Here is a 14317-nt window from a genome sequence, read left to right on the forward strand (position 1 = left end):
ACGGTACGGGACCGCGATGCGCGCCACGCGGGAGGAGGCGGACCCCGGAAGCTGAACCCGGGCTGAAGCCGCCCGCACCACCTCGGCGCCGTGGCCACGCTCGCGGCGGCGGTGCGGGGGGACGCGTCCGGGGGCGGCACGTCCTGGCCGACGCGCCGCTGAAGGGTGCACGCTTGAGCACATGCGACTGGCAGCGGAGCTTTCGGACCACGTACGCGGCGACGTGGAGTTCGACGCCGCGAGCAGGGCGCTGATGACGATGGACGCCTCCAACTACCGGCGCGTCCCCGTCGGCGTCGTCGCACCGCGTGACGCCGAGGACGTCGCCGCCGCCCTCGCGGTGTGCCGGGCGCACGGCGTCCCGGTCGTCGCCCGGGGCGCGGGCACCAGCATCGCCGGGCAGGCCACCGGCACCGGCGTCGTGCTGGACTTCACCCGCCACATGGCCGACGTGCTAGAGCTGGACCCCGGCTCCCGCACCGCGCTCGTGCAGCCCGGCGTCATCTGCGACACCCTGCGCGCCCGGGCCGCGCCGCACGGGCTGATGTTCGGCCCCGACCCGTCCACCCACAGCCGCTGCACCCTCGGCGGCATGATCGGCAACAACTCCTGCGGCGCGCACTCCGTCGCCTGGGGCACCACCGCCGACAACGTGCACGCCGTGGACGTACTCACCTACGCGGGCGAATCCGCGCACCTGGCGCCCGGCGGACACGGCGTGCCGCGCCCGCTCCGCGACACCGTCCGCACGCTGGTGCGCGGCGAACTGGCCCGGCTGCGCACCGGCTTCCCCGAACTCCCGCGCCGCATCTCCGGCTACGCGCTCGACGCGCTGCTGCCCGAACACGGCGAGGACTGGGCCCGCGCCTACACCGGCAGCGAGGGCACGCTCGGCGTCCTCACCCAGGCCACGGTGCGCCTGGTGGAGGCACCCGGGGCGCGGGTACTGGCGGTGCTCGGCTACCCGGACGAGTCGGCCGCCGCTCAGGCCGCCGCGAGCCTGCTGCCGCACGGCCCGCTCACTGTCGAGGGCATGGCCAGCGACCTCGTCGGCGACGCCGCCCGCGCCGCGCTGCCGCGCGGGCGCGCCTGGCTGTTCTGCGAGATGGGCGGCGCCACGGAGCGCGAGGCCCGCGCCCACGCCGAGCGGCTGTGCCAGGCGGCGGCGTCCGAGACCACCGGCCACACGCTCGTCGTCGAACCCGCCGGGCAGCGCGCCCTGTGGCGGGTGCGCGAGGACGCCTCCGGCACTGCCACCCGCCTGCCCGACGGCAGCGAGGCGTGGCCCGGCTGGGAGGACTGCGCCGTCCCGCCCGCCCGACTGGGCGCCTACCTCACCGACTTCCGCGCCCTGCTGCGCGCCCACCGCCTGCGCGGCCTGCCCTACGGCCACTTCGGGGACGGCTGCATCCACGTCCGCATCGACTTCGACCTGCTCACCGCCCCCGGCGTCGAGCGCTTCCGCGCCTTCTCCACCGACCTGGCCGAACTCGTCGTCCAGCACGGCGGTTCGCTCTCCGGCGAGCACGGCGACGGGCAGGCCCGCGCGGAGCTGCTGCCGAAGATGTACGGCCCGGAGCTGGTCGCGCTGTTCGAACGGTTCAAGGACGCCTGGGACCCGGCCGCCGCGCGCGGCGAGGGCGGTCTCAACCCCGGTGTGCTGGCCCGCCCGCACCGGCTGGATGAGAACCTGCGCTTCGCCGTGCTGCCGCGCGAACCCGTGCCGACGGCGTTCGCCTACCCGCACGACGGCGGCGACTTCTCCGCCGCCGTCCGCCGCTGCGTCGGCGTCGCCAAGTGCCGCGAGGCCAGCGCGTCGGGAACGTCCGTCATGTGCCCGTCGTTTCGCGCGACGGGCGAGGAGCAGCACTCCACGCGCGGCCGCGCCCGGCTGCTGCACGAGATGCTCGCCGGGGAGGTCGTCACCGACGGCTGGCGCTCGCCCGAGGTGCGGCAGGCCCTGGACCTGTGCCTGTCCTGCAAGGGATGCCGCTCCGACTGCCCCGTGGGGGTGGACATGGCCACCTACAAGGCCGAGTTCCTGCACCACCACTACGCCGGGCGACGCCGCCCCATGGCCCACTACGCCCTGGGCCGCCTGCCGCGCTGGCTGCGCCTGGCCGCCGCCACCCGCACCGCCCCGCTGCTGAACGCCGCCGCCTCGCTTCCCCCGCTCGCGGCGCTGGCCACCCGCGTCGCGGGTCTCACCCCGCAGCGCCCCATCCCGCCGCTCGCGCCCGTACCGTTCACCCGCTGGTGGCGGGCCCAGGACCGCGCCGCGCAGCCCACCGGCCCCACCGCCGTCCTGTGGCCCGACACCTTCACCAACTACCTCTCGCCCGCCGCCGGTACCGCCGCCGTCACCGTCCTGCACGCCGCCGGGGTGCGCCTCGCGGTGCCGCCGAACCCCGTGTGCTGCGGCCTGACCTACGTCTCCACCGGCCAGCTCGACCAGGCCCGCGCCGTGCTGCGCCGCACCCTGGACGCCCTCGCCCCGGCGCTGGACGCCGACCTGCCCGTCACCGTGCTGGAACCCCCGTGCGCCGCCGCCCTGCGCACCGACCTGCCCGAGCTGCTGCCCGGTGACCCGCGTGCCGCCCGGCTCGCCGCGCGCGTGCGCACGTTCGCCGAAACCCTCGAAGAGCTGGCCCCCCACTGGCCGCCCCCCTTCATCGACGCTCCGGTGACCGGCCAGACCCACTGCCACCAGCACGCCGTCCTCGGTGACGCCGCCGACCGCCGCCTGCGCCACCGCGCCGGGCTCACCGGCGAGCTGGCCGGTGGCTGCTGCGGCCTGGCGGGCAACTTCGGCTTCGAGCAGGGCCACTTCGAGGTCTCCGCCGCCTGCGCCGAGGACCAGCTGCTACCCGCTGTCCGCGCCGCCCCCGCAGGCGCGGAGGTGCTGGCCGACGGCTACTCCTGCCGCACCCAGCTCGCGCACCTCGCCGGCGTCCCCAGCCGCCACCTCGCCGAGGTGCTGGCCGAACACCTCACCTGACGCCGCCGACCGGACGCGACACCCCCAGCGCCTCGTGCCGCCGGTATCCCGAGCGGCATTCCCACTGCCGGGAGTGAAACACTGGGGCACAGCACGCAACGCACGCGTCCACCACTGGGGGTTACACCATGGCGCTGTTTGGGAACGCACACGCGATCGACCCGGCGACGGCCGCGCAGGAGTACGGGCGGCTGCTCGGGCAGGGCGAGCAGGTGCGCGCCGCCTACCTGCTCATCCGCGACACCATGCTCTTCACCGACCGCCGCCTCATCCTCGTGGACAAGCAGGGGCTGACCGGCAAGAAGGTCGAGTACCACTCCATCCCCTACCGCAGCATCACCCACTTCGCGGTGGAGACCGCCGGCACGTTCGACCTCGACGCCGAGCTGAAACTGTGGATCTCCAGCAACCCGACACCGATCCAGAAGACGTTCACCAAGGGCGTGGACATCTACGAAGTCCAGGCCATCCTCACCCAGTTCGTCGCCCACTGACCCCACCGCCCGCACGCCCCGGACGGCCTCGGGGGCGCCGGATGGGACGACGAAGCCCCGCCGGACAGCACAAGCCAACCGGCGGGGCTTCACGCGCGTCGAGACAGCGGAGGCAGCGTTAGCCGGATAGCTCCCCCCGCTTGACGGCCGACACGAAGTCGCCCCAGCCGCCCGCCAGGAAAAGGAGCGCCGGGCCGTTGGGGGCCTTCGAGTCTCGTACCGGCGTGACGCCGGGGAAGCTGTCGGAGACCTCAACACAGGTTGCGTCGCCCCCGTTGCTGTAGCTGCTCTTCCGCCACCGTGCGGCGGCAAGGTTGGGGGTACTCATGATGCGATGCCTTCCATGATGTGCCTGATGTAGTCGAGTGAGGCCGACGGCGAGAGTGCCGCGTCCCTTAGCCGATCGTAGGACAGCCGGTATTGCGACACCTCTTCCGCGTCCTCTACCAAGTGGCCTGACTTGTTGCCTTCCAGGTAGGCAACTCCCGTCCCGTCCGCCTGCCACAACAGGGACAGCGACCCGCCCATGAGGTCATGGACTCCGGCCGTGAAGGGGAGCACTTGGATCACGACCGAGGGGTGTTCGGCCGAAACTAGAAGGTGCTCAAGCTGAGCGTGCCACACCTTCGCGTCAGCGGTGGGCCGTCTCAACGTGGACTCGTCCAGGATCACGCGGAGACTTGGGGGCTGGTCTCGCTGTAGCAACTCCTGTCGGCTGAGCCGCAACGCCAACTGTTCTTCCAGCCAGTCGGGATCGCTGTGGTTCGGGGATGACGACAGGACGGCGCGCGCGTACCCCTCCGTCTGGAGAAGCCCGGGGATGGCGGCCATGTACTTGTGCATGATCACCGCCCCCTCCTCGTACTGCATGAACAGCTTGAAGCGGTTCCCAATTACGCTATCTCGCGCTGCTTTCCACAGTCTGACGAGCAATCCGTCAGTTTCGTAGTAAGTATCGAGGTCTTCCATTACGGGGCGTTTGGAGATGCGTTGTCCCGTTTCAAGCCTGTTTAGGTAACTACGTTCGTATCCCGTATCTTCTGCTAGTTGCGCAAGGGACTTGCCCGCCTTCTTCCTCAGCGTCACCAGTGCATGAGCAAGGGTTTCCCGCGCGTCTTGCTTCTCCTTGTCCTGTTCATCGTCCATCTGTTCGGCCATACAGACTCCCGCTGTTGTCACTCGCTCTGACAACACCCGACGGGGCGTCAAGTGCCGTGAGCTCGGTCATGGTTGATGTACTCAAAGTTAGTACCCGGCAGAGAGCCGGGAACACCAAGACCCCCGGAGCTACGGCATGACGACGGCAGACAAGCGGCAGACGGCGGACGAGAAGATCAGAGACGCGGAGTCGGCGCGCGACGAGCTGGCCGACGCGCTCAAGGCAGCCGGGGTGTGCCTGCCCTCCCTGGGGCTGGACGGGGCATCGTGCACCGGCCCTGCCCCGCTGGCGTTGATCGAGCTGGGCCGCTGCAACATCACCACCGCCCGCGCGCTCGCTACCGCTCTCCGGGCCAACGGAGCCACGGGAGCGGAGCGGTGAGCGCGAAGTCCCCGGAGTCGGCGCACGAGCCCCAGGGACAGCCCAGCGGTCAGCAGGAGCCGTCCAGCGGGCAGCTGACGGGAGATGAACTGGAGGCGCGCCTAGCGGATCTTGACGCACAGATCACGGCGCATCTGGAAGGGCTGAGGAAGAAGTGACCCGCGAGAGCTACGCCTTCCGGCGCTTCCGCGTCCAGGCCGACGAGGAACCGGACAGAAATGGTCACAGCGGCCATGCAATGCGCCGGGTGCGGCCAGGCAGGACCCACCGTCGAAGCCACGAAGAAGGAGACGCCGGGGGCTCAGGGGAAGGCGGCGCTTGCGGCTCAGAAGGCTGCCGCCTCGTGGGTGGAGACACATCAGAAGAGCGAACGCGAACACCTCACGTTCCGGCTCTTGATGGGTATCCCCTATCGGCTCGTTCCGGGAGCATGGCAATGACCCGCTTCGTAGACGGCTACTGGTGTGAAGTCGTGGCCCGGAGCCCCGGAGCATCCGGGGAATGGTTCCTCGGTGGATACCGCGCAGGCTCTCCCCGTCTTGCCGTTCGCTGGCTTCTCGGACAAGCCGCACGTCTTGCCAGCGCACTTGACCCGAAACCAGGGTGCGGCCCTATCCCGCCGGAATGCCTTCGGGAAATCGGTCCGTCAAGCCCCAACCCCGGCCGGATCTTCCGCGAATGGATGGCGGACTTCCGATACCAGGGAACGCAAATGGAAGCTTTAGCGGCCGGTCACTCGGTCAGCATCAACGCCGGAGGACCGGACCGGATCTTTGGGTTTTGCGATGCGGACGTTTTCTACTCCCTGTCCGCACGCCCCATCGCCGTTGATCTCGTGGCCGACTGGAGGTTAAGCGCACTCAGCCACACGGCAGCCTAAAGACTCCCGCCCCCTGCCGGAGAAGACCTGTTTCCATCCCCCACAGGAACACCCTCAGTAGGGGGGCGGGTCACGCTCCGCCCCTGCCGGCGGAAAAGAGAACAGCACGGCGACAGGGACGGGAACCAACACGACGGAGGAAACATGCACCAGGTGATCGTAAGCCCGCAAAGCGACAAGTTCGTTATTGTGCGCCCCGGTGCGCGTAAGGGAATGCACATTCCCCATGCTATGTACCGCGAACTGTCCGACGCGGTTTCCAGCGGAAGCCCCGTCCCGTCGTGGCTTGCCGACGCTTCGCGTAAGGCATGGGGGCTTGAACTCTCCGGGCAGCCCAGTAAGGAAACGGTCCTCGTTCGCCCCATAACCCGGCTCAACTACAGCCGCGCAACGTGGGAAATCAACAAGGGATGCAACTTCAACTGTGAACACTGCTACCTAGCGGAGCGGAAGTTTGAAGGGCTGCCCCGAGACGAGAAGAGCCAACTCCTAGCCATGCTGAGGGACGCTGGCGTTCTCTGGCTACAGTTCACGGGCGGGGAGCCGACCATTGACCGGGACTTTCCCGACGCCTACCGGGAAGCGTACGGCGCGGGAATGATGATCGAGATTCTGACGAACGGGTCTCGACTCCATCAACCGCGAACCATTGACCTACTCGTGTCCATGCCCCCACACAAGGTGACGGTATCGCTTTACGGCGCGTCTGCTGATACCTTCGATTCCCTCACCCGGAAAACCGGAGCTTTCAGACTCCTGATGAAAGGGCTCAGCGCTGCCCGCGAAGCCGGGGTTTCTCTTGAACTCGCCTTGATCATCACGAAGTACAACGCACACGAAGTAGAAGCCATGCGCGCTATCGGGGACGAGTACGCTACGACGTACAGCGAGTACGGGAACATTTCCCCCACGTACGACGGCAACCCCGAACCCCTTGCCGCGCAAGCGCCGGGCTTCCTGAACAAATCCACGGTCTTCAACGGATGCCCCGCCGGACACACCTTCTTTCATGTGGACCCGCACGGCTGGGTGACCATGTGCAAAGTCGGTCGAGAAAACCCAATCAACTTGATGGCTGAGGGGCTTCCCGGCCTCTTGCGTCTGCCCGCAATCGCAGACGCCCAAATGCTTCGCTCCGGCGGCTGTAGCGGCTGTCAGCTCTCGGCAACGTGCCGAGTATGCCGACCGCTCGCGAAGGCATACCAGGAAGCGAAGGCACCACTGGAAACCTACTGTCAACACGGAAACGGAGACGCAGCATGACCGCAGTAGCAGTTGAAATCACCCCCCGCCCCGTGGAGGAGCCGACCACCTACCCGACGAGCCCCGAACCGACCGGGCTCGTCATCGTGGACGACGTCGAAGCGCTGACCGAAGGCACGGCAGCCGCCTGCAACGACGACAACCCGTACCGGTAAGCACTCCGCGCGCCGCTCGCGTATCCCGCGCGGGCTTCACGGCGTTCACTCGTCGTGGGGTCCGCGCGGCCCGTCGTGTGAGAGTGTGAGGAACCATGGCAACAACGCGAATCGCCTTCGAGGAACTTCCGTCCGCCGTACTCGTTGCCGTCGAAGAACGAACCGGGCCGGTACTCAAAATTGAGACGGTAAGCCAAGGATTCAACAGCGAGATTGGAGCGCGCATCTGCACGGAGTCCGGTGCCTGCTTCGTCAAGGGACTACGTGCTGATCATATGCGCGCATGGACTCAGCGCCGCGAAGCCGAAGTAAACCCCTTCCTCCGGGGTATCGCTCCCGAGCTGTTGTGGCGCGTCCAAGAATCCGGCTGGGACCTGTTGGGATTCAAAGCCCTGGACGGTCACCACGCGGACTACTCGCCGGACTCGCCGGACCTTCCGAAAGTCGCTGAATTGCTTTCCCGGCTGGGTGAAGTTGCCTGCCCCGATATCGAGTTGCGACGAGCCGAACAGCGTCTAGAGCGGTACGCGGAATCCTCGTCGGATCTCGACCACTTCACGGGGAGCACGCTCCTCCACACGGACCTGAACAATGCCAACGTCCTAGTTGGCGATTCGGCGTACCTCGTTGACTGGGCATGGGCCACGCGGGGCGCTCCCTGGCTGGACGCCGGATATTGGGTCGTGTGGCTCATGGCCGCCGGGGGACACGAACCGGAATCGGCGGAGGAATGGGCGGCAAGAATTCCAGCATGGCGGACAGCTCCTCGGAACGGCGTAACAGCCTTCGCCGGAGCCAACGCGAACATCTGGGAGGAAATCGGCGGCAACGATCCGGAGCCCTGGACGGCACGCATGGTCATCGCGTCCCGCCGCTGGGCTCACTACCGAAAGTCCCTGTAACCCAACTCCCGGAGCTACAAGAGTTCGGACAGCGGGGCTGACGTGCGGCTCTCATTCAACCCCTGAGCCCGGCAGGCTGGCCCGTGCTGGACGGCCTCGGGGTGCCGGAGTGTGCGGGCGCGATTGGCCGGCCTCAGAGCCGCCTGACGAGAATCCGGGCGCCGCAGAGCTTCTTTAGGTCATCCTCGTCTGAGGTGAAGACCACCGTGTTCCCCGCTTGGTGCGCCGCGATCACGGCGAGTGCCGCGTCGATGGCGTACTTGTGGCCGTGCAGCCCGGCGTCTGCCAGGAGCTTGATGGCCGCATCGGCGACTTCCTCGGTGACGGGTTCGACGGTGATGCGGGAGAGTGTCCACTGCCACGCTGCCCGCCGAATGCGCGCGTGGTGGGCTTCGATCAGCGTCATGGAACTGGTCACGACGCGAATCCCGCGGCCGTGTGCGAACTTGAGCCGAGCCGCCATCTGCTCTTCCCCGCGAGCGGCCCGCGAAACCGCTTCGCAGTCCAGTACGTAGCAGGAGACGCTCATCAACCGGCCAGCGGGAGGTTCTGCGGCGGCTCGCCAGGGCGTTCGGTGAAGAAGCGTTCGGCGTCGCGGTGTTCCGCTTCTGCCGTGGCCATCGCCTCGTCGGACACGGGGCCGTACTCCGACTCCAGGTACGCGACCAGTTCGCCGAGCCGGTCATGTTCCCGCTGGCGCCTGATGGCCTCGGTGACGTAAGCGCTGAACGCGCCTGGTCCCACGTCCTTGCGGATCTCCTCCGCCAAGCCCTCCGGCAGGGTCACCGTGTACTTCTTCGTTGCCATACCGGTAACCATACCGGGGTCGGGGTCGTTGCCGCGAGGGTCAGGGAACCGAGCGGCCTGCCCGCGCCGCGGCCGGGCCCGGCGTCCCGGGGCCGGCCGCGTGAGGCCCTGCCGCCTGGCGGCAAGGGGGCGTGACCGGGCTGCTGTCCCCTGCTGTCCGATCACTGCCGGAGCGTGGTCCCACGGCGCGCTGACCCCTCCGAGAAGGGCGGGGCGGGCGCCTCACGCTCCGGTGGCACGTCCCCACCGGGGGGGGACATCCCTACCAACGAAGCGCCGCACGCCGGGACACGCACCGTACGGGTGACGGGCTCGGTGCGCGGGCGGCTCACACCCGGCCGCGCGACAGCTCCAGCAGCGTCATGGCCAGCGTCGTGCCGTGGCCGCCGAGCGCGGCCCGGAAGCGGTCGAGGATCTCGTTCTCCCGGGCGAGGTGCACCCGGCGCCCGCCGCTGGCGAGCCGGGCCTCCTGGATGCGCGCGGAGACGGCCATGCGCTCGCGTACCAGGCCGATGACGCGGGCGTCGAGCGCGTCGATCTCGGCGCGGCACGCGGAGATCACGGCTTCGGGTGACGCGGGGCTCCCCGTCTCCGGGGCGGCGGGACGCGTGACCCCGGAGGCGGGAGCGGTGGACGTGGCGGGTGTGGCGGGAGTGGCGGGTGTGGCGGTGGCCATGGGGGCTCCTCGGTTCGGAGCGGCCCGGGTGCGGCAGTGGTACCAGTGGCCCGGGAAACGCCAGGCGCCCCGGGCCTGTGTGCGGCCCGGGGCGCCTGGTGAAGTCGGTGTCGGTGCTTACGCGCGACGACGGTTGACCTGACGGCAGCCGGACGGGCCGGTGCCATAGGTAAACCAGAAGATCGCGTGCGTGTGCATGCGGCCAGTATGCCATCGGGTGGCGCCACCAGCGGCGCCGGGCGCGGGGCGGGCGTCGGTAGAATGGCCCACATCCCTCCCGCACCACCGCCGAAAGGCCGTCTCGTGGCTTCAGCGCCCACCCCGCCCACCCCGCCGGACGTCGTTCTCGTCGTTGACTTCGGTGCGCAGTACGCCCAGCTCATCGCCCGCCGGGTGCGTGAGGCCCGGGTCTACAGCGAGGTCGTGCCGTCCACCATGCCGGTGGCCGAGATGCTCGCGAAGCAGCCGAAGGCGATCATCCTCTCCGGCGGCCCCTCGTCGGTGTACGCCGAGGACGCCCCGGGGATCGACGCGGCCCTGTTCGAGGCCGGGGTGCCCGTCTTCGGCATGTGCTACGGCTTCCAGCTGATGGCCCAGTGCCTGGGCGGCACCGTGGACAACACCGGTGCCCGCGAGTACGGCCGCACCGAGCTGAGCGTCGCCAAGCCCGGCTCGACGCTGTTCGAGGGCACCCCCGGCCAGCAGAGCGTGTGGATGTCGCACGGCGACGCCTGCTCGGCCGCCCCGGAGGGCTTCACCGTGACGGCGTCCACCGGCATGGTGCCCGTCGCCGCGTTCGAGAACGACGAGCGCAGGCTGTACGGCGTCCAGTACCACCCCGAAGTGATGCACTCCACGCACGGGCAGCAGGTGCTGGAGCACTTCCTGTACCGGGGCGCGGGCCTGGCGCCGACCTGGACGGCGGGCAGCATCGTGCAGGAGCAGGTCGCCGCGATCCGTGCGCAGGTCGGCGCCAAGCGCGCGATCTGCGGCCTGTCCGGCGGGGTGGACTCCGCGGTGGCCGCGGCCCTCGTCCAGCGCGCCATCGGAGACCAGCTGACCTGCGTCTACGTCGATCACGGCCTGATGCGCCAGGGCGAGACGGAGCAGGTGGAGAAGGACTTCGTCGCGGCGACGGGCGTACAGCTGAAGGTCGTGGACGCCGAGCAGCGCTTCCTGGACGCGCTGGCCGGTGTCAGCGACCCGGAGCGCAAGCGCAAGATCATCGGCCGCGAGTTCATCCGCGTCTTCGAGCAGGCGCAGGCCGAGCTGGTCGCGGAGGCGGGCGAGGAGGGCGCCGAGGTCGCCTTCCTGGTGCAGGGCACGCTCTACCCGGACATCGTGGAGTCCGGCGGCGGCACCGGCACCGCGAACATCAAGTCGCACCACAACGTCGGCGGGCTGCCCGAGGACCTGGAGTTCGAGCTGGTCGAGCCGCTGCGCCAGCTGTTCAAGGACGAGGTGCGCATGGTCGGCCAGGAACTGGGCCTGCCCGACGAGATCGTCCAGCGCCAGCCCTTCCCCGGCCCCGGCCTGGGCATCCGCATCGTCGGCGAGGTGACGAAGGAGCGGCTGGACCTGCTGCGCGCCGCCGACGCCATCGCCCGCGAGGAGCTGACGGCCGCCGGTCTTGACCGCGAGATCTGGCAGTGTCCGGTGGTGCTGCTCGCCGACGTCCGCTCCGTCGGCGTCCAGGGCGACGGCCGCTCCTACGGTCACCCGGTCGTGCTGCGCCCGGTCTCCTCCGAGGACGCGATGACGGCCGACTGGTCCCGCCTGCCCTACGACGTCCTCGCCCGCGTCTCCACCCGCATCACCAACGAGGTGCCCGAGGTCAACCGCGTCGTGCTGGACGTGACGAGCAAGCCGCCGGGCACCATCGAGTGGGAGTGAGCGGGGGCCGCCCCGCTGACGCGGCCGGTGGCGCACCGGCCGCGTCCTGATAGCGTGCGGCATACCGGCCGGTCAAGGCCGTTGACGTAGTGAGCAGTTGTGGTGAGGTGTGCGGTGGCGCTGGGCAAGGTCGTGCGGTTCGATGACGTACGCGGTTACGGGTTTATCGTTCCCGACGACGGGGGCGAGGACATTTTCATGCACGCGAACGACCTACAGGACGACAAGTCGCTGTACCGGCCGGGCGCGGTGGTGGAGTTCGAACTCGGGCACGGCGAGCGCGGCCCGAAGGCGTCCGTGGTGAGCGTCGTCGAGGCGGCCCCGGGCCGGAGCGGCGGCGCGCAGCCCGGCTACGTCGGCGAGGACGAGGACGTCCTGTGCGACGTGCTGTCCACCCGCGAGTTCCGCCAGGAGCTGACCGAGGCCCTGCTGGAGTCCGCCCCCACCCTCACCGGCGCCCAGATCCTCCAGGTCCGCCAGGCCGTCGGCCGCCTGGCCCGCGACCACCACTGGCTCGCGAACTAACCCCGGCCGCGCGCGGCGCCCCCCGGCAGGCGGCGCCGCGCGTGGTCGGCAAGATGGTCTGGGCCGAACTCGGCCTGTGGTAACGCCTGGTGGAGCTACACCAGGCGGCGGGCGGTGGCCCAGCGGGTGAGCTCGTGGCGGTTGGAGAGCTGGAGCTTGCGCAGCACGGCGGAGACGTGGGACTCGACGGTCTTCACCGAGATGAACAGCTGCTTGGCGATCTCCTTGTAGGCGTAGCCGCGCGCGATCAGGCGCAGCACCTCGCGCTCGCGCTGGGTGAGGCGGTCCAGGTCCTCGTCCACCGGCGGGGCGTCGGAGGAGGCGAAGGCGTCGAGCACGAACCCGGCCAGGCGCGGGGAGAACACCGCGTCCCCGTCGGCGACGCGGAAGATCGCGTTCACCAGGTCGGTGCCGGTGATCGTCTTCGTCACGTAGCCCCGGGCGCCGCCACGGATGACGCCGATGACGTCCTCGGCCGCGTCGGAGACCGACAGCGCCAGGAAGCGCACCGGCTGCTGGGCGGCGCTGAGCGCGGAGGCGCAGCGGCGCAGCACCTCCACGCCGCCGCCGCCGGGCAGGTGCACATCGAGGAGGACGACGTCGGGGCGCGTCGCGGCGATCACCGTGGCGGCCTGCTCGACGTCACCCGCCTCGCCGACGACCTCCACGCCGGTCGCCGGGGTGTCGCCGATCTCGGCCTGCACGCCCGCGCGGAACATGCGGTGGTCGTCTACGAGCACGACGCGGACGCGGCGCTCCGCACCCCGGGTGCCTCCGCTGCCAGCGTTACCCCCGGTGCCCTCGTTGCCGTCGGAAGTCGTCATCGCGCCCTCTCCATCTCCAGCTCCACCTCGGTGCCCTCACCCGGCGCGGTGCGGATGCGCGCCGTGCCGCCGTTGCGTTCCATACGTCCGATGATCGACTCCCGCACGCCCATCCGGTCGGCGGGCACGGCGTCCAGCTCGAAGCCCGGGCCCCGGTCGCGCACCGACAGGAACACGCTACGGCCCTCCACCTCCGCGAACACCTGCACCGCGCCCGCCTCGCCACCGTACTTGGCGGCGTTGACCATCGCCTCACGCGCGGCCTGGACCAGCGCGGCCAGTACGTCGTCGCAGGGGCAGTCTCCGACGCACACCACCTCCACCGGCACCCCGTGGTGATCCTCGACGTCGGCGGCCGTGGCCTTGACCGCCTCGGCCAGCGTCTGCGGCTTGTCCTCCTCCTCGTCGTCGGGCTCGCCACCCCGGTAGAGCCAGGCGCGCAGCTCCCGTTCCTGGGCCCGGGCCAGCCGCGCCACCTCGCGGGAGTCGCCCGCGTTGCGCTGGATCAGGGTGAGGGTGTGCAGCACCGAGTCGTGCACGTGCGCGGCGACCTCGGCCCGCTCCTGCGCCCGGATGCGCATCAGCCGCTCCTCGGACAGGTCTTGGGTGACCCGCACCAGGTACGGCCCGGCCAGCAGGCCAATACCCACCAGCACCGCCACCGACGCCTGGAGCACCGCCCCCAGCTGCTCGGCCGAACCCTGGATGAGGACGAAGCCCGTCACCCCCAGGCCCACCAGCAGCACGCCCGCCGCGCTGCGCGCGAGCGGCAGCAACCGGTGCCGCCTGGTGACCTCCGTCCAGTGCGCGCGGCGTGCGTTGTCCGCCTGCCGCCACACCACCGCGACGCCGACGCCCATCACCAGCAGCGGCCAGACGTAGGCGTTGCCCGCGCCGAACTGAAGGTTGGAGCCCAGCACGATCACCGCGATCACGACGACGAGGGCACCCAGCAGCTGGTCCCGGCTCGGCCTGCGGGCGCGCAGCCCGCGCTGGGCGCCGGGTGGCCGGGGCGCCGCGTTCACCCCGCCCGCGCCCAGCGGGACGACGAACCAGAACACGGCGTACAGCAGCGCGCCCAGGCCGCTGGTGAAGAACAGGATGAGGAACGCCATGCGCACCCACAGCACCGGCAGCGCCAGGTGCCCGGCCAGGCCCCGTGCCACGCCACCCAGCCAGCGGCCCTCCGAGCTGCGGTACAGGCGGCGCGGCGGCGGGGCCTCAAGGGCCGGGGCGGGGGGCGCGGGGGTGCTCATGCCGCGATCGTCACACGCGGCGGCGGGAGGGGGCATCAGGGGTGACCCCGAGGTGGCCCCGGAGCCGGAAGCTCAGGGCAATGTCCGGGTTCGGCCCGGATGCC

Annotated in this window: 16 protein-coding genes; 9 read left to right on the forward strand and 7 right to left on the reverse strand. The window is 70.2% G+C overall.

The annotated features are described in order from the left end of the window. The first annotated feature begins 181 nt into the window (after positions 1-181). Together JJV70_RS04405 and JJV70_RS04410 are read left to right on the forward strand one after the other, a co-directional pair. Positions 182-2998, forward strand: coding sequence for an FAD-binding and (Fe-S)-binding domain-containing protein (locus JJV70_RS04405; protein WP_219046355.1), 2817 nt, complete (start codon positions 182-184; stop codon positions 2996-2998). Positions 2999-3126: 128 nt separating this feature from the next. After that, positions 3127-3492, forward strand: a complete 366-nt coding sequence (locus tag JJV70_RS04410; protein ID WP_219046356.1) for a PH domain-containing protein — start codon at positions 3127-3129, stop codon at positions 3490-3492. Positions 3493-3610: 118 nt separating this feature from the next. Here JJV70_RS04410 and JJV70_RS04415 read toward each other — a convergent pair whose 3' ends face one another. Then, positions 3611-3820, reverse strand: a complete 210-nt coding sequence (locus JJV70_RS04415) for a DUF397 domain-containing protein (protein ID WP_219046357.1) — start codon at positions 3818-3820, stop codon at positions 3611-3613. After that, entirely contained in the window at positions 3817-4650 is an 834-nt protein-coding gene (locus JJV70_RS04420) for a helix-turn-helix transcriptional regulator (protein WP_257573364.1), read from the reverse strand. Before JJV70_RS04420 ends, JJV70_RS04415 begins: the two co-directional genes overlap by 4 nt. Positions 4651-4786: 136 nt before the next feature. Here JJV70_RS04420 and JJV70_RS04425 point away from each other — a divergent pair, with 136 nt between their 5' ends. From JJV70_RS04425 to JJV70_RS04445, 5 genes are all read left to right on the forward strand, one after another. Beyond that, a complete protein-coding gene (locus JJV70_RS04425; protein ID WP_219046358.1) occupies positions 4787-5032 on the forward strand; it encodes a hypothetical protein in 246 nt (81 codons plus the stop codon). Further along, entirely contained in the window at positions 5029-5190 is a 162-nt protein-coding gene (locus tag JJV70_RS04430) for a hypothetical protein (protein WP_219046359.1), read from the forward strand. The genes JJV70_RS04425 and JJV70_RS04430 overlap by 4 nt, the downstream gene beginning before the upstream one ends. Positions 5191-6056: 866 nt before the next feature. After that, complete coding sequence (locus JJV70_RS04435; RefSeq protein ID WP_219046360.1) at positions 6057-7175, forward strand: radical SAM protein; 1119 nt, start codon at positions 6057-6059, stop codon at positions 7173-7175. Further along, entirely contained in the window at positions 7172-7330 is a 159-nt protein-coding gene (locus tag JJV70_RS04440) for a hypothetical protein (RefSeq protein ID WP_219046361.1), read from the forward strand. Before JJV70_RS04435 ends, JJV70_RS04440 begins: the two co-directional genes overlap by 4 nt. A gap of 95 nt (positions 7331-7425) precedes the next feature. Next, positions 7426-8232: an aminoglycoside phosphotransferase gene (locus JJV70_RS04445; protein ID WP_219046362.1), complete on the forward strand. Its 807-nt coding sequence runs from the start codon at positions 7426-7428 to the stop codon at positions 8230-8232. Between the two features lie 133 nt (positions 8233-8365). On the opposite strand, the gene JJV70_RS04450 is transcribed toward JJV70_RS04445, so the two are convergent. The 3 genes from JJV70_RS04450 to JJV70_RS04460 form a co-directional block, all read right to left on the reverse strand. Next, on the reverse strand, positions 8366-8761 hold the full coding sequence (locus JJV70_RS04450; RefSeq protein WP_219046363.1) for a PIN domain-containing protein: 396 nt from the start codon (positions 8759-8761) through the stop codon (positions 8366-8368). Next, positions 8761-9039 (reverse strand): hypothetical protein, encoded by a 279-nt coding sequence (locus JJV70_RS04455; protein WP_219046364.1) that lies wholly within the window; start codon positions 9037-9039, stop codon positions 8761-8763. The genes JJV70_RS04450 and JJV70_RS04455 overlap by 1 nt, the downstream gene beginning before the upstream one ends. 328 nt (positions 9040-9367) lie before the next feature. After that, positions 9368-9715, reverse strand: coding sequence for a chorismate mutase (locus tag JJV70_RS04460; RefSeq protein ID WP_219046365.1), 348 nt, complete (start codon positions 9713-9715; stop codon positions 9368-9370). A 303-nt stretch (positions 9716-10018) separates the two neighbouring features. Here JJV70_RS04460 and guaA point away from each other — a divergent pair, with 303 nt between their 5' ends. Both guaA and JJV70_RS04470 read left to right on the forward strand, forming a co-directional pair. After that, on the forward strand, positions 10019-11608 hold the full coding sequence (gene guaA, locus JJV70_RS04465; RefSeq protein ID WP_308294677.1) for a glutamine-hydrolyzing GMP synthase: 1590 nt from the start codon (positions 10019-10021) through the stop codon (positions 11606-11608). Between the two features lie 114 nt (positions 11609-11722). Then, entirely contained in the window at positions 11723-12133 is a 411-nt protein-coding gene (locus JJV70_RS04470; protein WP_219046367.1) for a cold-shock protein, read from the forward strand. 95 nt (positions 12134-12228) lie between these two features. Here JJV70_RS04470 and JJV70_RS04475 read toward each other — a convergent pair whose 3' ends face one another. Then, entirely contained in the window at positions 12229-12957 is a 729-nt protein-coding gene (locus JJV70_RS04475) for a response regulator transcription factor (protein WP_219046368.1), read from the reverse strand. Continuing rightward, positions 12954-14213, reverse strand: coding sequence for an ATP-binding protein (locus tag JJV70_RS04480; RefSeq protein WP_257573365.1), 1260 nt, complete (start codon positions 14211-14213; stop codon positions 12954-12956). Before JJV70_RS04480 ends, JJV70_RS04475 begins: the two co-directional genes overlap by 4 nt. Positions 14214-14317: the final 104 nt, after the last annotated feature.

It is taken from the genome of Streptomyces sp. JJ66 (assembly GCF_019303495.1).
GTDB lineage: Bacteria > Actinomycetota > Actinomycetes > Streptomycetales > Streptomycetaceae > Streptomyces.